This window comes from Micromonospora globbae (genome assembly GCF_036184225.1).
GTDB lineage: Bacteria > Actinomycetota > Actinomycetes > Mycobacteriales > Micromonosporaceae > Micromonospora > Micromonospora globbae.
Window position 1 is genome coordinate 1,041,408 of record NZ_CP108084.1, and the last position, 16,611, is coordinate 1,058,018.

The 16,611-nt window shown below is 73.7% G+C and carries 19 protein-coding genes; 9 read left to right on the forward strand and 10 right to left on the reverse strand.

Annotated elements, in window-relative coordinates; all coding sequences use genetic code 11:
• Positions 1-47: 47 nt before the first annotated feature.
• Both OG994_RS04655 and sodN read right to left on the reverse strand, forming a co-directional pair.
• Complete coding sequence (locus OG994_RS04655; protein WP_328852316.1) at positions 48-413, reverse strand: hypothetical protein; 366 nt, start codon at positions 411-413, stop codon at positions 48-50.
• A gap of 378 nt (positions 414-791) precedes the next feature.
• Positions 792-1,196 carry a superoxide dismutase, Ni gene (gene sodN / locus OG994_RS04660; protein WP_328852317.1) on the reverse strand — a complete coding sequence of 135 codons (405 nt, stop codon included), beginning with the start codon at positions 1,194-1,196 and terminating at the stop codon, positions 792-794.
• 361 nt (positions 1,197-1,557) lie between these two features.
• Between sodN and OG994_RS04665 the strand changes: the two genes are divergently transcribed.
• From OG994_RS04665 to OG994_RS04675, 3 genes are all read left to right on the forward strand, one after another.
• Positions 1,558-2,871, forward strand: a complete 1,314-nt coding sequence (locus OG994_RS04665) for a radical SAM protein (RefSeq protein WP_120326509.1) — start codon at positions 1,558-1,560, stop codon at positions 2,869-2,871.
• Between the two features lie 91 nt (positions 2,872-2,962).
• Positions 2,963-3,949 carry a sigma-70 family RNA polymerase sigma factor gene (locus OG994_RS04670; protein ID WP_240032759.1) on the forward strand — a complete coding sequence of 329 codons (987 nt, stop codon included), beginning with the start codon at positions 2,963-2,965 and terminating at the stop codon, positions 3,947-3,949.
• Between the two features lie 88 nt (positions 3,950-4,037).
• Positions 4,038-4,904: a YybH family protein gene (locus tag OG994_RS04675; protein ID WP_328852318.1), complete on the forward strand. Its 867-nt coding sequence runs from the start codon at positions 4,038-4,040 to the stop codon at positions 4,902-4,904.
• A gap of 67 nt (positions 4,905-4,971) precedes the next feature.
• On the opposite strand, the gene OG994_RS04680 is transcribed toward OG994_RS04675, so the two are convergent.
• Positions 4,972-5,634: a response regulator gene (locus OG994_RS04680; protein WP_120326507.1), complete on the reverse strand. Its 663-nt coding sequence runs from the start codon at positions 5,632-5,634 to the stop codon at positions 4,972-4,974.
• Positions 5,631-6,743 (reverse strand): sensor histidine kinase, encoded by a 1,113-nt coding sequence (locus tag OG994_RS04685; RefSeq protein ID WP_328852319.1) that lies wholly within the window; start codon positions 6,741-6,743, stop codon positions 5,631-5,633. Before OG994_RS04685 ends, OG994_RS04680 begins: the two co-directional genes overlap by 4 nt.
• Before the next feature lie 214 nt (positions 6,744-6,957).
• Here OG994_RS04685 and OG994_RS04690 point away from each other — a divergent pair, with 214 nt between their 5' ends.
• Positions 6,958-7,365, forward strand: coding sequence for a DUF6223 family protein (locus OG994_RS04690; RefSeq protein ID WP_120326505.1), 408 nt, complete (start codon positions 6,958-6,960; stop codon positions 7,363-7,365).
• 52 nt (positions 7,366-7,417) lie between these two features.
• Here the strand turns inward: OG994_RS04690 and OG994_RS04695 are convergent, their stop codons facing one another.
• Positions 7,418-8,266, reverse strand: coding sequence for a sigma-70 family RNA polymerase sigma factor (locus OG994_RS04695; protein WP_120326504.1), 849 nt, complete (start codon positions 8,264-8,266; stop codon positions 7,418-7,420).
• A gap of 83 nt (positions 8,267-8,349) precedes the next feature.
• On the opposite strand from OG994_RS04695, the gene OG994_RS04700 reads away from it, so the two are divergent.
• Both OG994_RS04700 and OG994_RS04705 read left to right on the forward strand, forming a co-directional pair.
• On the forward strand, positions 8,350-8,646 hold the full coding sequence (locus OG994_RS04700) for a hypothetical protein (RefSeq protein WP_328852320.1): 297 nt from the start codon (positions 8,350-8,352) through the stop codon (positions 8,644-8,646).
• A complete protein-coding gene (locus OG994_RS04705) occupies positions 8,643-8,999 on the forward strand; it encodes a DoxX family protein (protein WP_328852321.1) in 357 nt (118 codons plus the stop codon). The genes OG994_RS04700 and OG994_RS04705 overlap by 4 nt, the downstream gene beginning before the upstream one ends.
• 24 nt (positions 9,000-9,023) lie before the next feature.
• Here the strand turns inward: OG994_RS04705 and OG994_RS04710 are convergent, their stop codons facing one another.
• The 3 genes from OG994_RS04710 to OG994_RS04720 are packed head-to-tail and all read right to left on the reverse strand — an operon-like array spanning position 9,024 to position 12,206.
• Positions 9,024-10,760 (reverse strand): multicopper oxidase family protein, encoded by a 1,737-nt coding sequence (locus OG994_RS04710; protein WP_328852322.1) that lies wholly within the window; start codon positions 10,758-10,760, stop codon positions 9,024-9,026.
• Complete coding sequence (locus OG994_RS04715) at positions 10,757-11,209, reverse strand: DUF6220 domain-containing protein (RefSeq protein ID WP_328852323.1); 453 nt, start codon at positions 11,207-11,209, stop codon at positions 10,757-10,759. The genes OG994_RS04710 and OG994_RS04715 overlap by 4 nt, the downstream gene beginning before the upstream one ends.
• A gap of 10 nt (positions 11,210-11,219) precedes the next feature.
• Positions 11,220-12,206 carry a carboxymuconolactone decarboxylase family protein gene (locus OG994_RS04720; protein ID WP_328852324.1) on the reverse strand — a complete coding sequence of 329 codons (987 nt, stop codon included), beginning with the start codon at positions 12,204-12,206 and terminating at the stop codon, positions 11,220-11,222.
• Between the two features lie 143 nt (positions 12,207-12,349).
• Here OG994_RS04720 and OG994_RS04725 point away from each other — a divergent pair, with 143 nt between their 5' ends.
• Together OG994_RS04725 and OG994_RS04730 are read left to right on the forward strand one after the other, a co-directional pair.
• Positions 12,350-13,480: a sensor histidine kinase gene (locus OG994_RS04725; RefSeq protein ID WP_328852325.1), complete on the forward strand. Its 1,131-nt coding sequence runs from the start codon at positions 12,350-12,352 to the stop codon at positions 13,478-13,480.
• Positions 13,481-13,494: 14 nt separating this feature from the next.
• Positions 13,495-14,157, forward strand: a complete 663-nt coding sequence (locus OG994_RS04730) for a response regulator (RefSeq protein WP_120326697.1) — start codon at positions 13,495-13,497, stop codon at positions 14,155-14,157.
• Between the two features lie 49 nt (positions 14,158-14,206).
• On the opposite strand, the gene OG994_RS04735 is transcribed toward OG994_RS04730, so the two are convergent.
• Positions 14,207-14,788, reverse strand: coding sequence for a TetR/AcrR family transcriptional regulator (locus OG994_RS04735; protein ID WP_328852326.1), 582 nt, complete (start codon positions 14,786-14,788; stop codon positions 14,207-14,209).
• 142 nt (positions 14,789-14,930) lie between these two features.
• On the opposite strand from OG994_RS04735, the gene OG994_RS04740 reads away from it, so the two are divergent.
• A complete protein-coding gene (locus OG994_RS04740) occupies positions 14,931-15,764 on the forward strand; it encodes an alpha/beta fold hydrolase (protein WP_328852327.1) in 834 nt (277 codons plus the stop codon).
• A 73-nt stretch (positions 15,765-15,837) separates the two neighbouring features.
• Here the strand turns inward: OG994_RS04740 and OG994_RS04745 are convergent, their stop codons facing one another.
• Positions 15,838-16,596 carry a zf-HC2 domain-containing protein gene (locus tag OG994_RS04745; RefSeq protein WP_120326497.1) on the reverse strand — a complete coding sequence of 253 codons (759 nt, stop codon included), beginning with the start codon at positions 16,594-16,596 and terminating at the stop codon, positions 15,838-15,840.
• Positions 16,597-16,611: the final 15 nt, after the last annotated feature.

The following is a 16,611-nucleotide window of genomic DNA, read 5'->3' on the forward strand; positions in this document are numbered from 1 at the left end:
TGATCGCTCACCGGCGGGGCCTCGGCGGGGCACTGCGGCCGGCGCCATCAGGGCCGCTCCGACGCGAACGGGTCGAGCCGTTCCAGCGCCTCGACGACGTCGGCCGCCTCTCCGGTCACCTCCACGCGTCGTCGCTGGGCACCGTCGTCGAGGATCGCCCGCACGCTGAGCTGGCCGCCCCGCCGGCGCAGCAGCGACTGGAGGGCGTACCAGCCGGCGGAGGAGCCGATCCCGACGCCGATCTGCAGCAGCGTGTCGGTCACGAGACCGCGTGACGAGACGAAATCGCATTCCGTGGCAGGATGCCAGGTGTCGACGGCGAGCCCCGCGGCCCGCAGTTCCTGAATCAGGGCCGGGGTGGAGTCGGGGTAGATCCCGATGTCGCCGTCCTCGGCGAGCGGAAGAAAGGTCACGTCGGCGCCCGGCCGCGGGCCAGGATCGCGGTGGCGGTCCGTGGCGACAATCGAGACCTTTGGTGACATGCGCCTATCGTATTAGCCGGCACGGCGGCCGTGGCATCGGCGAAGTGTCGCCAACTTGACACATCTCGATGTCGCTGACCATTGACTCGTCGCCGTGTTCCGGCTCGACCGCCGACTGGTCGGCGGTCCGCCGCGGTCGGCCGGGACCGGCGGGCGAGCGGGCCGGGCCCGGGCTCCGGCGTAACGCCACGGCCGGAGAATGGCCGGCTCCCGGCGAACGCGGCGGTGGGCGGCGGCACCCCGACCTCCGAGGTGCCACCGCCCACCCAGCGGGCCGGCGGCGTCACCGCCCGGCCGGCCCCGTGGCCGTCAGGCCTGCTTGGTCTCCCAGAAGATCTCCGCGATCTCGTTGATCTTCGCGAGCAGGCGGTCCGCCACCTCCGGGTCCGCGGACCCCTTGGCCCCGCTCGCGCCGGCCAGCTTGGTGGCCTCGTTGAAGAGGCCGTGCAGCTGGGGGTACTTCTCGAAGTGCGGCGCCTTGAAGTAGTCGGTCCACAGCACCCAGAGGTGGTGCTTGACCAGCTCGGCCCGCTGCTCCTTGATGAGCAGGGCCCGCGTCCGGAACTCCGGGTCGTCGTTGGCCTGGTACTTCTCGCAGATCGCCTTGATGGACTCGGCCTCGATCCTCGCCTGAGCCGGGTCGTAGACACCGCAGGGCAGGTCGCAGTGGGCGCTCACCACGGTGCGCGGGGTGAAGAGGCGTGGCAGTCGCATCAGATTCATCCTTCTTCCGACAGTGGCGGGGAGCGGGGAGCGGCGGGCGGCGTCGACGCCCGTGGGGCGCCGGCTCCCACGCCGGGGCAACATCCGGACGTTAATACCTGAACGTCACTTGAGGTCAACCCCCGTGAAGTGGATCTCAGTCCGCCGAACGTGCCCGAACGGGAGTGGTACGGTCGACATCTCTCGAACGCGGGCCTTCCAGGCCCGAAATGCCTCGCGACGGCCCCTGCACGCCACAGGAGCCGTCACTGCCGAGCCAGGCGGGTTGGCTGCCGAGGCGGTCCCCGGGGAGTTCCCCGCCCGGTCTCACGCCGTCGCCAGGCGCGGCGAACAACCGACACGGGGAGGGCGCATGCAGTCGCGTACGGATCTCATCGAGGACCTCATGGGGCGCTTCCCCCACGTGCCCCGTGAAGCGGTGATCAAGGAGGACCTGCTGCGCGGCGGCCTGGCCTTCGACGACTCTGCGCTGACCGACAACGAGAACGGCGAGGTCAAGCCCAAGTCGTACTTCATCTTCTCGTTCGACCACCGCACGCTGCCCGAACTGGGCGCCGCCGCCCTGCGCCGGCCGCCGGAGGAGATCGTGCTCACCGGCGGCCCCTACGAGCTGCGCCGCACGGTCGTGTCGGTCCGCACCAACCCCGACTCGCCGTACCGGGTCAAGCCGGACGAGGACGGCCGGCTGAGGCTGTTCCTCGACGGGCGGGCGATCGCCGAGGTGGGCCTGCCCCCGATGCCGGACTACTACCGGCACACGCTCGCCAACGGCAAGTCGGTCATGGAGGTGGCGCCGACCATCCAGTGGGGCTACCTCATCTACCTGACCGTGTTCCGGGTCTGCCAGTACTTCGGCGCCAAGGAGGAGTGCCAGTACTGCGACATCAACCACAACTGGCGCCAGCACAAGAAGGCCGGCCGCCCGTACACGGGCGTCAAGCCGGTCGACGAGGTCCTCGAGGCGCTGGCGATCATCGACCGGTACGACACGGCCCGCGCCTCCCAGGCGTACACGCTGACCGGCGGCAGCATCACCTCGAAGGTCGACGGGCTGGCCGAGGCGGACTTCTACGGCCGCTACGCGCAGGCGATCGAGGAGCGGTTCCCGGGCCGGTGGATCGGCAAGGTGGTCGCCCAGGCGCTGCCGCGGGAGGACGTGCAGCGCTTCCACGACTACGGGATCCGGATCTACCACCCGAACTACGAGGTGTGGGACAAGCGGCTGTTCGAGCTGTACTGCCCGGGCAAGGAGCGGTACGTGGGCCGGGAGGAGTGGCACCGCCGCATCCTCGAATCGGCCGAGGTCTTCGGCCCGCGCAACGTCATCCCGAACTTCGTCGCCGGCGTCGAGATGGCGGCCCCGCACGGCTTCACGAGCGTGGACGAGGCCATCGACTCGACCGCGGAGGGCCTTCAGTACTTCATGTCGCGGGGGATCACCCCACGGTTCACCACCTGGTGCCCCGAGCCGACCACCCCGCTCGGCCGGGCGAACCCGCAGGGCGCGCCGCTGGAGTACCACATCCGGCTGCTGGAGGTGTACCGCGCGACCATGGAGGCCAACGGCCTGTCCAGCCCGCCCGGGTACGGTCCGCCCGGACCGGGCCGGGCGGTCTTCTCGGTCAGCTCGTTCATGGACAGCCTGCCGGCCGAGTCGACGGACTGAGCGCCGCCGTGCCGCCCGTCCGGCGTCGGAGGGTCGACGTAGCCTGGCGGGGGTGAGCGCGGATCGTGGGAGCAGCCCGGGCCGGGTGGACGTGTCGGAGGCGGCGCGGTTGCTGTCCGCCGCGCAGGCGGGTGACGGCGACGCCTTCGGCCGTCTCGTGGGGCCGTTGCGGGACGAACTGCGGGCCCACTGCTACCGGCTTCTCGGGTCGGTCCACGACGCCGAGGACGCGATCCAGGACGCCCTGGACCGGGCGTGGCGCAACCTGGGGCGGCTGGAGGACCACGCGTCGATCCGTCCGTGGCTCTACCGGATCGCGACGAACCGGTCGCTGACGATCATCGAGCGGCGGGGGCGCCGCGAGCTGCCCACCGACCTGAACCCGGCCGGTGTGCCCTCGGCCGAGGTGGCGTGGCTGGAGCCGTACCCGGATCGGCTCATGGGCTGGACGGCGCAGCTGAGCCCGGAGGCGCGCGTCGTGGCGCGGGAGAGCGTGGAGCTGGCGTTCGTCGCCGCCCTGCAGCACCTGTCGGCCCGGCACCGGGCCGTCCTGCTGCTGCGCGACGTCCTCGGCTACGCCGCCGGCGAGGTCGCCGACCTGTTGGGCACCACGGTCGCCGCCGTCAACAGCGCCCTCCAGCGGGCCCGCGCGGTGCTCGCCGTGAGGCTTCCGCAAGCGAGCCAGCAGCGGACCCTCCGCTCCCTCGGCGACGCCGCCCAGCGGGAGCTGGCGCGGCGTTACGTGGCCGCGTGGGAGGCCGGTGACGTCGACGCCATCGTGGCGATGCTGACCGAGGACGCCCGGTACTCGATGCCGCCGCTGCGGGTGTGGTACGCGGGCCACGACGGGATCCGCCGGTTCCTGGACGACGCGGTGCGGCGGCACCGCTGGCGTTTCCTGCCGGCGCGGGCCAACGGGCAGCTCGCGTTCGGCACGTACCTGTGGAACGACGAGCGGGGCGCGTACGTCCCGGCGGGCCTCGACGTGCTCGCGCTCCGCGGCCCGCGGGTGGCCGAGGTGGTGTCGTTCCTCGACGCCGACTTCGCCGCCTTCGGGCTGCCGGTCCGGTTGCCCTGACCGCCCGCCCCGCCCACGCGATGATTTTCCGCGCCGGCCCGGGTTGTAGTCCTGACGGACACACCGACCCGGAAGGACCGAGCAGCGCATGCCCACCAACGAGGAACAGATCCGCACCCTGATCGAGCGCTGGGCCGAGGCCGTGCACGGCGGCGACCTCGCCGGTGTCCTCGCCGACCACGCCGAGGACATCGTGATGTTCGACGTGCCGCCGCCGTACGAGGGCGTGCGCGGCCTCGACGCATACCGCGAGACGTGGCTTCCGTTCTTCCGGTGGCAGGCCGGGGGCGCGTCGTTCGAGATCGAGTCACTGGAGGTCACCGCCGGCGACGACGTCGCCTTCGCGTACGCCCTGCTGCGCTGCGGCACCGACCAGGACCTCGCCGACGACCCGCAGAACCGGCTGCGGTTGACCCTCGGCCTGCGCAAGCGGGACGGCCGGTGGGTGGTCACCCACGAGCACCACTCGTTCCCCCTCGCCGGGCCCGCCGCCACGGCGGACGGCGACCACGCCGCCGAGCAGGACCTCCGCCTGCTGCACGAGCGCTGGTTCGACAGCACGGCGGCCAAGGACCTCGACGGCCTGATGGCCGCCATCGCCGACGACGTCGTCTCCTACGAGCACGAGCAGCCCCTGCGGTACGACGGCGTCCAGGCCGTACGCGAGGTCTGCGAGGCCGGCCTCGCAGCGTCCGGCGACGGCACCGTCACCTGGCGCGTCCCCGACCTGACCATCCTGGTCGACGGCGACCTGGCCGTCGCGTGGGGTCTCAACCACATGCGGGTGACCGGCCCTCCCACCGTGGAGAGCTGGTCGCGTGGCACCCGGGTCTTCCAGCGGAGGAACGGCGCCTGGCTGATGGTGCACCAGCACCTCTCCTACCCGTACGACCCGTCGACCGGCGCGGCGAGGACCGACCTGCGCCCCGACCGTGGAGACCCCGCCGGGTCATGAAGGTGTCGCCGGCGTCTCCCGACGACGCCTTCATGACCACCGCGTGGCCTACGGGGAGAGAGGGGCCTCAGCGGCTTCGGGGCGCGACGAGACCGGACTCGTAGGCGAGGACCACGAGCTGCGCGCGGTCGCGGGCGCGCAGCTTGGCCATGGCCCGGTTGACGTGGGTCTTCGCGGTCGTCGGGCTGATGACCATGCGCTCGGCGATCTGGTCGTTGGACAGGCCCTGCGCGACCAGGGCCACCGCCTCGCGCTCCCGGTTGGTCAGCCCCTCCAGGGTCCTGCTCGCGGCGGCGTCGACCGGCTGGGTGACGTACCGGTTGATCAGCTTCCGGGTGATCGACGGTGCGAGCAGGGCGTCGCCGCGCGCGGCCACCCGCACGGCGTGCAGGAAGTCCTCCGGCTGGATGTCCTTCACGAGGAACCCGGCCGCGCCGGCGCGCAGCGCCCTGAAGACGTACTCGTCGAAGCCGTAGTTGGTGAGGATGACGACGTGCACCGAGGCGAGGGCCGGGTCGGTGGCGATGCGTCGGGTCGCCTCGATCCCGTCGACGACCGGCATCTGCACGTCGATGAGCGCGACGTCGGGCAGATGTCGCCGCGCCAGCGCCACGCCCTCGCCGCCGTCGGCCGCCTCGGCCACCACCTCGATGTCGTCCTCGACCTCCAGGAGCGCCCGGAATCCGCTGCGGATGAGCGGCTGGTCGTCGACCAGCAGGACACGGATCACGACGCGTCCACGGGAAGCTCGGCCTGGACGGTGAAACCGCCCTCGCGGCGCGGCGCGGCGCGCAGGCGACCGCCGAGGGCGGTGACGCGTTCCCGCATCCCGAGCAGCCCGACACCGGGCACCGGCGTGGTGTCCGACGTGGCCGTGCCGTCGTCGTCGACCCGGATGACCAGAGCGTCGGGACGGTAGTCGATCCGTACCCACGCCGTCGCCGCGGCGGCGTGACGGGCGACGTTGGTCAGCGACTCCTGCACGATCCGGTAGGCCGTGCGGTCCACCGCGGACGGCACGTCGTTGCGGTGGCCCTCGATCGTGAGCTTCGCGTCCAGGCCGGCCGTCCGGGCCCGTCGCACGAGTTCCGGAACCTGGTCGAGTCCCCGCGGCGGGTTCTTGTCGTCGTCGCGCAGCGCCTCCAGGGTCGCCCGCAGTTCCCGGGCCGCCTCACGGCCGGCCTCCCGGATCGCCAGCAGGGCCTCCGGCACCTGCTCGCCCCGCTTCTGTGCCAGGTGGACGGCGACCTCGGCCTGCACCTTGATGACGGAGATCTGGTGGGTGAGCGAGTCGTGCAGCTCCCGCGCGATGTGCAGCCGCTCCTCGTTGGCGCGTCGCCGCGCGGTCTCCTCGCGCGTGCGCTCGGCCTCGTCGGCGCGGCGCTCGGCCTGGCGCAGCGCCTCGCCCGCCGCCCCCGCGGCGATCAGCCACGCCAGCTCCAGGGCACCCCGGGCCCGCGCGAACGCCTCGCCCGTGTCGTGCAGGCCGGAGGCCATCGCCGCGAGGGGGAGAGCGGCCAGCATCAGCACGCTCACGACCACCGTGGCGGTGCGCCGGCCTTCCCGCACGGCGGCGTAGACCGCCACGAGGTACGCCACGGCCGGCACGTCGAACCCGGCCGCCTGATAGCCCACGGCGCACAGCCCGGTGACGGCCAGAACGGCAACCGGGGCGCGGCGGCGCGCGAGCAGCGCCAGGCCGCCGGCCGCCAGCAGCGCGGAACCGAGCACGTCGACGCCGGTGGCGGGACGGTGCCCGGACAGCCCGGTGGCCAGGAGGATCGCGGCCACGCCGACGGCGATGGCCCAGTCGCTGACACCGACGCGTCCCCTGCCCATGCGCGAACCCTAGCCGTATCCGTCCTCGCGTGACTCCTGCCGAGGGACGACCGCCGGGTACCGCGTCCGCAGTAGCGCCGCGCCCCCTACCGCATCCGTGGCAGCCGGGTACGCCGCACGCGGCACCGGGAAGTGACCGCGCCGGCAGGACGACAGGGGACGGACCCGCGGAGACGATCAGACGGCACCCGTCCTGGGAGAAGAGGAGCAGCACATGTCCGTCCACCATCTGTCCGCCGCAGTCCTGACCGGCGCCGCCGGGCTCGCCCGGCCCGCGGTCGCGTACGTCTCGGCCGAGCCGGCGGCCGTCGACGCCTACACCCTGACCGCCGGGCGGCTCGCCGGCAGCGTGGCCGCACTGGTGGCGCTGGCCGGCGTGGTCGTCGGTGGCCTGGCCCTGGCCCGGTCCGCCCGCGGTGCCGGCACGGGACGGCGAGGAGGCATGGTGGCCCTCACGGCGGGGCTGGTCGGCATGGCCATCGGTGGGATCGTGGTGGCCGCCGCCGACGGCGGGCCCGGCACCGGCTACGGGATCGTCGGAGGGTTCGTCGCCCTCGCGATCGGCCTGGTCGCCGTGGCCCTCGGCTGGCTCGCCACGGCCCGTTCCCGCCGCACGGCCTGACCCACGCCGCACCCGGGAGGTCGGGGCGTCACCCGTCCCGCCGCCCGGGTGGTCAGCCGGCCGCCGGCAGGGACACGACGCCGGGTTCGTAGGGGGCGATGCCGATCCCGGTGACCAGCCCGTCCCGGACGCGGATCCGGATCAGCGCGTACGGGTGCCCGCCGGGCGCGATCAGCGCTCCCGGGCGGCCCTCGACGACGACCGGAACGGCGGAGGCGATGCGGTCCACGAAGGCTCGGGTCTCCTCCGCGACCGCCCGGGCGCCCCGGACGACCGCCCGCGCACCGGCGGGAAGCAGACGCCGGTCCGCCGTACGGACGACGTCGGGTGCCATGAGCGTGACGAGCCGCGCGATGTCGCCGCCGCGCGCGGCCGCGAGGAAGGCGTCCACGACGTCGGTCTCCTTCCCGAGCCGCCCCGGGTCCGCCGGGCCGGCGCCTTCGAGCCGGAGCCGCGCGCGGCTGGCGAGCTTCTTCGCCGAGGCCGCTGTCGTGTCGAGCACCGCCGCCACCTGGTCGAACGGCACGGCGAACAGGTCGTGCAGGACGTAGGCCACCCGCTGCCGGGGGGACAGTTCGCCGAGGACGACGAGCAGGGCCCGCGACACCTCCTCGCGACGGAGGAACGCCTCGTCGACGGCGATCTGCTCGCCGGGGACGTCGTCGGCCGTGAGCGGCACCTCTCCGCGGCGGCGGCGGGCCCGGAGCAGGTCCAGACACAGCCGTGCGGTCACCGCCGTGAACCACCCGTCCGGGTTGGTCACCTGCGCCGGGTCGGCCGACTGCGCGCGTAGCCAGGCGGTCTGCACCGCGTCCTCGGCGTCGTGGTGCGAGCCCACGATGCGGTGGGCGAGCGACAGCAGCCGCGGCCGGGAAGCCTCGAAGTGCTCAACGAGATCCACGGTGGGGTCACCTTTCGTGCGTGCCGAGCGTCAGGAGGGCGAGAGGGAAGACATCCGACGAACGAGCGCACACGGAGGCACCGATGAGTGTACAGATCGTCCGATTCACCGCCCCCGCCGAACGGGTGCCCGAGGTGGAGGAGGCCATCCGGCACCTGTTCGCCGCGGTCGAGGAGGCCGGGCCGGCCGGCATCGAGTACACCGCGGCGCGGGTCGGCGACGGCCCCGAGTTCCTGCTGACGCTCCGGCTCCCGGACGGCGCGGCCAACCCGCTCCTCGGCATCCGCGCGGCGGGGGAGTTCCGTTCCCGGGTCGCGGACTGGGCGGGCGCCCCGGTGCCGCCGCAGACCCTCCACGTGCTGGGGAGGTACGCGCGGTGACGACCGTCACGCTCGCCGGGACCGTCCTGTGCATCCTCGCCAACGCGTTCGAGGTGGCGGCGAAGGCGGTCCGGGCACGGTTCGTGGTGCGCAACTCCACCGAGGTCGGCGTCGCGCCGCGGTGGATCCCGTACCTGGCGACACTCGAGGGAGCCGGGGTCGTCGGCCTGGTGGTCGGCCTCCTCGGACCGCGTCCCGTCGGGCTGGCCGCCGCCGTCGGGCTCGTCGCGTTCTTCGTCGGCGCGGTCCTCGCCCACGTCCGCGCCCGGGTGTTCCACAACATCGCCTTCCCCGTCGCCTTCCTCGCCCTCGCCGTCGCCGCCACGGCGCACTTCGCGTGGACACCCGGCTGACCCGATCCCCCGCCCGGCCGGGGATCACGAGTACGTGAGGTGCAGCATCATGCCGGCGTCGGCGTGCGGCAGGTTGTGGCAGTGGTTGGCCCAGGTGCCGGGGTTGTCGGCCCGGAACGCCACCTCCCAGACATCACCGGGGCGTACGTCGAAGGAGTCGAGCCACAGGGGACTCCCCGTCGCCGGCTTCCCGTTGCGGGACAGCACCAGGACGTGGTGGCCGTGCAGGTGCCACGGGTGCACCACCAGTGACCGGTTCACGATCGTGAACCGGACGACGTCGCCGCGGCGTACGACCTGGGTCGGGATGTCCGGGTCGGCGGCCCCGTTGACGGTGTGGGCGTACCGGGGGAGCAGCCCGTGCAGGTCGAGGCCGCGGTCGAGGACGAGGGGGAACTCCTTGTCGAACCGCGACCACGGCACCGGGGCGGCGACGCCGTAGGTGAGCGGGTCCAGCACCGGCCACGGGCCGGTCTCCGCCGACACCGGTCCGGTCGAGTAGACCGCCCGCCCGTCGACGAACAGCGCCACCGGTGTGGCGGGTGCGGTGAACACCAGGTCGTAGCGGCCACCGGCCGGGATCAGGACGGCGGTGTCCGCGAGCGGCGTCGGCCCCCGCAGGTCCGACCCGTCGATCGCGGCGACCCGGAACGGGGTGCCGGCCAGGGCGTACCGGTGGGTGGTGCTGTCGGTGTTGATCAATCGCAGCCGCACCGGCGTCCCCGCCCCGACCGGCTCCGTCCGGGGCGCCGGCAGCGGAAGGCCCGCCAGCGTGTGGACCGGCACGGTGACGTCGACGCCGGTCGCCGGCGCCGGGCGCACCACCAGGACGCCGTAGAGACCCTTCCGCACGCCCACGTCGGACACCGAGTGGGTGTGGTACCAGTACGTCCCGACCTGGTCGGCGCGGAACCGGTAGACGAACTCCTGTCCGGGCAGCACCGCGTCCTGCGTCACGTCGGGCACCCCGTCCTGGCTGTTCGGCACGTCGTACCCGTGCCAGTGCAGCGTGACGCCCCGCCCGATGTCCCGGTTGCGCAGCGTCACCTCCAGGACGTCCCCGACGGTGGCGGTCAGCTCCGGCCCGGGAACCTGCCCGTTGAAGGCCCACGCCTCGACGTCCCGCCCGCTCACCCGCACCGTCGCGGTTCCGGCGGTGAGGGTGAACCGTCGGGTGGGTTCGCCGACCTCCGGCGCGGCCTCGTACCGGTGGTCGTGGGTCACGGCGGGAGCGGCGGCCGGTGCGACGGCCAGGCCGGTCCCGGTCACCAGCGCCCCGACGGCCACCGCGACGGCCGTCCGGGAGACCGTCCCCGACGGGCGTGCCCCGAGGACGCGCCACGAGACGGCGGTCGCCGCGAGGACCCCGGCGACGGTGAGCAGACCCGCGCCCGCCGACGCCGGGTATCCGTGCAGGACCGTCACGAGCAGGGCGCCGCTTCCGGCGTACCCGGCGAAGAGGAGCGGGACCGCGACGGACCGGATGTCGCCGGCGCGCAGCAGCCGCGGGACGGCGACGGCCACCGCCGCGAGCGAGAGCGGGCCGGCGATGAGCACCTTCTCCGCCGCGAACCACCAGCCGGCGCGGGCGAGCGCGGTGACCGTGACCGCGCGCCCGACCGTGGCGAGCAGCGCGAAGCCGGCGAGTGCCAGCGCGAGCGGCCGTCGCCGGGCGGCCGCCGCGGCACCGCCGCCCAGCCACCCGGCGGCCGCGAGGACCGCGATCACGAGGTCGGCCGCGATCAGCGAGCCCACGCTCACGCCGGTTCCCCTTCCCGGACGGCCACCCGGGTGGCGGCCACCGGCGCCGGCTGGGCCAGCTTCCGCGCGCCCTGGTGGACGGCGACCACGACGTGCACCGCGATGATTCCGTTGAGCGCGTGCAGCCCGGCCACGGTCAGGCCGAACGGGGTGCTGCCGCCCGACGCGTCGGTCAACGAGTTCGCGAGCATGGCGATGAGCGCCTGGAGGACGACGAGACCGAGGGGCAGGAGCGCCAGCCCGACGAGCCGGCCCGGCGCCTTCGCCAGGACGGCGAACAGGACGGTGAGCAGGGTGAGGGCGGGGATGACCGCCATCCCGGTGACGCTGTGCAGCGCGAACGCGCCGTCGTCCGCGGGTTTCGTGAACGCGCCCACGGCGGCGAAGACGAACTGCAGGACGTACGCGAAGAGCGACACGGTCGTGACGACGACGAGGGCCTTGCGCATGGTTGACCTCCTAGAGATGGGCCGGGGACAGGGCCTGGGCGACGTGGTCGGTGGCCGTGATCGCGCCGAAGGCGACCAGCCGCACGAGGTCGGCGTCGGCGGGGTGGGACAGTCGCCAGAGCGCGACGTCGGCCGGGCGGATGGCGGCGGGCGCGAACGCCGACAGCAACGCGATGCGCGCACCCACGCGGTCCTCGCCGGGCACGTCCCGGAGCAGGTCGGCGGCCCACTCGGTGGGCCGCTCCGGCCATCGCCCGTCCTCCCAGCGCACGGTGGCCGTGACGGTCTGGCGCGCCAGGTCACCCAGCAGGTCGCCGCCCCGCGTGGCGACGTCCCGCAACGACGCGTACGCGACGCCGACCGGGCTGTCCCCGGCCCACGCCGGCGCGGTCGTGCCGCCGTCCAGGAGCGGCAGGCTGCGTCCGGGCTCCTTCGGCTCCCGGACGGTCCGGGCGTAGAGCCGGCCCCCGACCGACCGCACCACGGAGGAGCGTTGCAGGCCACCGGGCAGCAGGTCCGGGTCGAGCAGCGCCGAGACGACCCGGTTGATGAAGTGGAAGGCGAGCAGGGTGCCCGTGACCTCGGGGCGGTAGGGGCTGGTCCAGTCGGTGGACCAGGGGGTTCGACTGGCCGCGGCCCAGGCGGCGAGCTCGGCGTGGACCGGCTCCGGTGGCGTCGTACCGCGGGCGATCACCTCGGCCAGCGCGTGCTCGCCCAGCGCGTGCAGCAGCATCACGTGCGCGTCCACACAGAACCGGCAGCGGTTGGCCCGGGACACCGCCGCCGCGACCAGTTCCCGCTCGACCCGGGACGCGTCGCCGGCGAGCAGCGACTCGCGCATCAGGGCCCAGGTCGCGGCCATCACCTCCGGCGCGGCCGCGAGCGCCTGGAAGGTGGGCGCCGGCCCGAGGAACTCGTCCCGCAGTTGCTGGTAGACCTTCGCCGTGAGCCCGGTCGCCGCCGACGGCTTCGCCGGGGAGAAGAAGCGATATGTCATGGGCTCGATGCTCGTCGCGGCGGGCCGGGAAAGCGTCGTGCCACCGCAGGCACCTGCCCGGCCGCCGATACCACGTCCGCGGTACGCCGCATCTACCGCGTCCGCGGGATGCTCCCTGGTGACGGCCGTTCTACAGTGCGATCATGCGCCGCGATCTGCCGTACGCCCTCGGCGGCCTCCTCCTCGGTGTCCTCCTGCTGGCGAACGCCGCCCTCACGCCGGACGCCGGGCCGGTGCGGGCGCTCGACGTCGTGCTCGTCCTGGCGATGGCCGCGGCCCTCGCCGTGTGCCGGCGGTACCCCGTGGTGGCGCTGGCGGTGGTGACCGCCGCCATGCTGGCCCTGCACGTCCGGGTGCACGCAGGGGTGACCGCGGCGTTCCCCGTGCTCGCCACCGTCTACATGGCCGCCTGGCTCGGCCGGCGCGCGCCCGCCCTGCTGGCCAGCGTCGTGTTCCTCGGCGGCTTCCTGGCCCGCGACGTCTCGATCGCGCCCGCCGGACGGCCCGGGCAGCAGATCGTCGAGCGCACCGCCCTGCTGCTGGGCTGGTTCGTGGCGGCCAACGTCGCGGGCCTCGTGGCGCGGCAGCGCCGGGCGTACCTGGAACAGGTCGAGAAGCGGGCCGTCGAGGCCGAACGCACCCGTGAGGAGATGGCGTTGCGCCGTGCCGGGGAGGAGCGCCTGCGCATCGCCCGGGACCTGCACGACTCGCTGACCCACAGCATCTCCGTGATCAAGGTGCAGGCCGGGATCGCCGTGCACCTGGCCCGCAAGCACGGCGAGGAACCGTCGGCCGCGCTGCTGGCGATCCAGGAGGCCAGCGCCGCCGCCATGCGGGAGCTGCGGGCCACGCTCGACGTCCTGCGCGCACCCTCCGACGGGGAGCGTGTCGGGCTGGCCCGGGTGGGCGAACTCGTCGAGCGGACCCGGGCGGCCAACGTGCCGGTGCAGGTGACCGTCACCGGCCAGCCCCGCGACCTGCCCGCCGACGTCGACCAGGCCGGATACCGCGTCGTCCAGGAGGCCCTGACCAACGTGGCCCGCCACGCCGGCCCGGCCACCGCCGAGATCCACATCGAGTACGGCCCGGCGCAGCTGACCGTCTCGGTGACCGACGACGGCCAGGCGTCGCCGGTCCGGCCGGTGACACCGGGTGTGGGCCTGCGCGGCATGCGCGAGCGGGTCACCGGGCTGGGCGGCACGCTCCAGGCCGCCGCCCGCGACGGTGGCGGGTTCGCGGTGCGGGCGACGTTCCCGCTGGACGGTGCTGCGTGACCGAGCGCGCGGGCGTGATCCGCGTCCTGCTCGCCGACGACCAGGCGCTCATGCGGGCCGGGTTCCGGGCGCTGCTCGACGCGGAGGACGGCCTGGAGGTGGTCGGTGAGGCCGCGGACGGCGCGTCGGCCGTCGACCTGTCCCGTCGCCTGCGTCCGGACGTCGTGCTGATGGACGTGCAGATGCCGGGGCTCGACGGCATCGAGGCGACACGGCGCATCGCGGACGCTCCCGACCTGGCGGCGGTCCGCGTGCTCATCCTCACCAACTACGGGCTCGACTCCTACGTCTTCGCGGCGCTCCGGGCGGGCGCGAGCGGCTTCCTCCTCAAGGACGCGGACCCCACCGACCTGTTGCAGGCCGTCGGGGTGGTGGCGCGCGGTGACGCCCTGCTCGCCCCGGCGGTCACCCGGACGCTCATCAGCGAGTTCGTCGCCGGCCCGCCGCCGGCCGACCCGGCGGCCGGGCGCGACGTGCTGACCGCCCGCGAGCAGGAGATCGTCGAGCTCGTGGCGCGGGGACTGAGCAACGACGAGATCGCCGAGCGCATGGTGATCAGCCCGTTGACCGCCAAGACCCACGTCAACCGGGCAATGACCAAGCTGCACTGCCGCGACCGTGCCCAGCTGGTCGTGTGGGCGTACGAGTCGGGGCTCATCACGCCGCGTCGGCGCTGACCCCGCCCGTCGCGGGGCGCGCGGCTGGTCGTCGGGCCGGTGCCCGTGCTCAGTCCGTCGCGGTGGCGGCCAGGACGGAGTCGATGAGCGTGGCGGCGGCGTCGCGGGCGTGACCGGCGGCCTCGCTCGTGCCGGCGATGGCGGCCGTGGTCTGCGCTCCCTCGGCGAGGATGGCGAGCTGGAAGGCGAGTGACGGAGGCCCGCCGGCCTCGGCGACGAGTTGGGCAACGCGCGCCTGGAACTCGGCCTTGTGCTCGCGGACGAGCGCGGCGATCCGCGGCGTGGTGGCGCCCAGCTCGCCGAACGTGTTGATGAACACGCAGCCGCGGAAGTCGTCCTCGTCGAACCAGCGGGCCAGCATGTCGTAGATGGCGAGCAGCCGGTCGCGGGGGGTTCCGCCGGTCGCCACGGCGGCCTCGACGAGCCCGTTCCAGAGTTGGCGCCGGCGGTGCAGGACCTCCTCGACGAGGTGTTCCTTCGAGGGGAAGAGCTGGTAGAGGCGTTTCAGCGAGACGCCCGCCTCGGCCCGTAGGGCGTCCATGCCGACCGCCTGGATGCCCCGGCGGTAGTAGAGCCGGTCGGCGACGGTCAGCACCTTCTCGCGGATCACCTCGTCGGCCTGTGCCGGCACGGTTCCTCCTCCTCTGCGGCTGGGGGTGACGACGCTCACGGCGCGGAGAGCGCGGGGGACTGGCGCTGAGAACGTCCGTTCTCTAGGCTACGTCACGGAAGCGGAGAACGGGCGTTCTCTGCACCTGCCACGGGAGGGCGTCATGCCGTACATCACTGTCGGGACCGAGAACAGCACCAGCATCGACCTCTACTACGAGGACCACGGCCAGGGACAGCCGGTCGTGCTCATCCACGGCTACCCCCTCGACGGGCACTCCTGGGAGAAGCAGAGCGCGGTCCTGCTCGACGCCGGCTACCGCGTCATCACCTACGACCGGCGGGGCTTCGGCCAGTCCAGCCAGCCGACCGTCGGCTACGACTACGACACCTTCGCCGCCGACCTGAACACCCTGCTGGAGACGCTCGACCTGAACGACGTCGTGCTCGTGGGCTTCAGCATGGGTACCGGCGAGGTCGCCCGCTACCTCAGCCGGTACGGCTCGGCCCGCATCGCGAAGGCAGCCTTCCTCGCCTCGCTGGAGCCGTTCCTGCTCAAGACCGAGGACAACCCGACCGGCGTGCCGCAGGAGGTCTTCGACGGCATCCTCGCCGCCGTCACCGCCGACCGGTACGCCTACTTCACAAACTTCTACCGCGACTTCTACAACACGGACGAGAACCTGGGCAGCCGGCTCTCGGAGGAAGCCCTGCGCAACAGCTGGAACGTGGCCGCCGGCGCCTCCTGGTACGCCTCGAGCGCCGCCGTGCCGACGTGGGTCACCGACTTCCGGGCCGACATCGACAAGATCGACGTGCCGGCGCTGATCCTGCACGGCACCGCGGACAACATCCTGCCGATCGACGCCACCGCCCGGGAGTTCCACAAGCGGCTGCCGCAGGCCGAGTACGTGGAGATCCCCGGTGCCCCGCACGGTCTGCTCTGGACGCACGCCGCCGAGGTCAACGAAGCGCTGCTGGCCTTCCTCGCCAAGTGACACCAGCCCGGGGGCCGCACCGGTGGTGCGGTCCCCGGTCGTTCCCGCCCGGTGAGTCCCGCGCCGCTGCGGCTCAGGCGGCCCGCGAGTCGCGGGTGCGCGCCTCACCGGGGTACGGCGGGGCGAGCCGCAGCGGTGCCGAGGGCTGCTCCGACGTCTCGTCGACCCGCAGCCGCCAGCCTGGCCGGTCACCGCGATCGCCCGTCCGCGGGTCGTCCGGCTGCCGGCGCGGCCGGGACAGCGCGACGACCACCAGGTAGCCGCTGAGCAGGAAACCGTGGCTCACCAGGCGGGTGACGTCGACCCGGCCGAGGAGCAGGTCGTTGATCGACAGCAGGACGAGCGTGCCCACGAACGCGCTCAACATCGGCACCAGCCCGGTCGGCCGGGTACGCCGAGCCGCCACGAACAGGAATCCGGCGCCGACGGCGATGTTCCACGCCGCCGACTCGTGCCAGAGGTGCCCCGACATCAGCCCGCCGGAATGGTCGTGCCCGGCGGCCGGGCTCCGGCCGACCTGCGCCAGCCCCAGCACCAGTTGGAGGGCGCCGATCAGCCCCAGCAGCCCCCGCAGCGTCAACACGACGTGCGCCCGCAGGCCACGACGACGGGGGGCGGGCGCCGGCAGCGCGGCGAGGATCTCGGCGGTGAGGTCGGGGCCCTGACCGGTGAGGGTCAGCCGGGAACGGCGCGTCACCGCCGCGGCCCGGTCCAGCCACTCACGGCAGCCGGCGCATCCGTCGAGGTGGCTCTCGACTCCGGCCTGCTCGGCGGCGGTCGCCTCGCCGTCGAGTTGCGCCGACAGGATTTCACGCCACTGCTCGCACCCCATGTACCGGTAGTCGGT

Excerpts from the sequence above, each read along its gene's own strand:
- sodN (WP_328852317.1), bottom strand. The coding sequence starts at position 1,196 with ATGCGACTGCCACGCCTCTTCACCCCGCGCACCGTGGTGAGCGCCCAC.
- OG994_RS04665 (WP_120326509.1), top strand. The coding sequence starts at position 1,558 with ATGCAGTCGCGTACGGATCTCATCGAGGACCTCATGGGGCGCTTCCCC.
- OG994_RS04675 (WP_328852318.1), top strand. The coding sequence starts at position 4,038 with ATGCCCACCAACGAGGAACAGATCCGCACCCTGATCGAGCGCTGGGCC.
- OG994_RS04685 (WP_328852319.1), bottom strand. The coding sequence starts at position 6,743 with ATGGGCAGGGGACGCGTCGGTGTCAGCGACTGGGCCATCGCCGTCGGC.
- OG994_RS04690 (WP_120326505.1), top strand. The coding sequence starts at position 6,958 with ATGTCCGTCCACCATCTGTCCGCCGCAGTCCTGACCGGCGCCGCCGGG.
- OG994_RS04700 (WP_328852320.1), top strand. The coding sequence starts at position 8,350 with ATGAGTGTACAGATCGTCCGATTCACCGCCCCCGCCGAACGGGTGCCC.
- OG994_RS04715 (WP_328852323.1), bottom strand. The coding sequence starts at position 11,209 with ATGCGCAAGGCCCTCGTCGTCGTCACGACCGTGTCGCTCTTCGCGTAC.
- OG994_RS04720 (WP_328852324.1), bottom strand. The coding sequence starts at position 12,206 with ATGACATATCGCTTCTTCTCCCCGGCGAAGCCGTCGGCGGCGACCGGG.
- OG994_RS04725 (WP_328852325.1), top strand. The coding sequence starts at position 12,350 with ATGCGCCGCGATCTGCCGTACGCCCTCGGCGGCCTCCTCCTCGGTGTC.
- OG994_RS04740 (WP_328852327.1), top strand. The coding sequence starts at position 14,931 with ATGCCGTACATCACTGTCGGGACCGAGAACAGCACCAGCATCGACCTC.
- OG994_RS04745 (WP_120326497.1), bottom strand. The coding sequence starts at position 16,596 with ATGGGGTGCGAGCAGTGGCGTGAAATCCTGTCGGCGCAACTCGACGGC.